Source organism: Bartonella sp. AP58NXGY (assembly GCF_042195785.1).
Lineage (GTDB): Bacteria > Pseudomonadota > Alphaproteobacteria > Rhizobiales > Rhizobiaceae > Bartonella.
The window spans coordinates 1-575 of the sequence record NZ_JBHIOY010000398.1 but is presented as its reverse complement, the minus strand read 5'-3'; the positions used below and the strand labels follow the sequence as shown (position 1 = coordinate 575).

Annotated in this window: 1 protein-coding gene; it reads left to right on the top strand. The window is 42.4% G+C overall.

Annotation, left to right across the window (positions count from 1 at the left end; all coding sequences use genetic code 11):
• Positions 1-575: ABC transporter permease (locus ACFINC_RS11645; protein WP_375617299.1), on the top strand; the 575-nt coding region annotated here is incomplete at both ends.

The following is a 575-nucleotide window of genomic DNA, read 5'->3' as shown; positions in this document are numbered from 1 at the left end:
CACAGGGACTTAAAGCGGTTCAAGGGCAGCTGTTTGATCAAAAAAGTGTGCATGAGCGGGCGGTTGATCTCGTTATCGAAAAGGAAGCACTTTCGGTGCTTTTCCCTCATAGTCATGGGAGCCCCATAGGGAAAATTGTTCATTTGGGTAATGTTCCTGCGCGCATTATTGGTGTGGTAGATCCACAACATATGGGAGGAGGGTCTTCAAATACGTTGCAGGTTTATTTGCCCTATACAACTTTACAAACACGTTTTCTTGGTACAACTCAAGTTCGGGCTATTACTGTGAAGATTGCTGATCATATTGATTCAAATTTAGCCGAGAATATGGTGAAGCGTTTCCTTATTATGCGTCATGGTGGAGAGGATTTTTTCATTAGAAGTTCTCAGTTCTTTCGTGATCGTATCATGGAAAGCACACATATTTTAACGCTTTTAGTGTCTTCTATTGCTGCAATTTCACTCATTGTAGGGGGGATTGGAGTGATGAATATCATGTTGGTTACGGTTTCTGAACGGATCAATGAAATTGGGGTGCGTATGGCTGTTGGCGCACGCCAAAGTGATATTCTT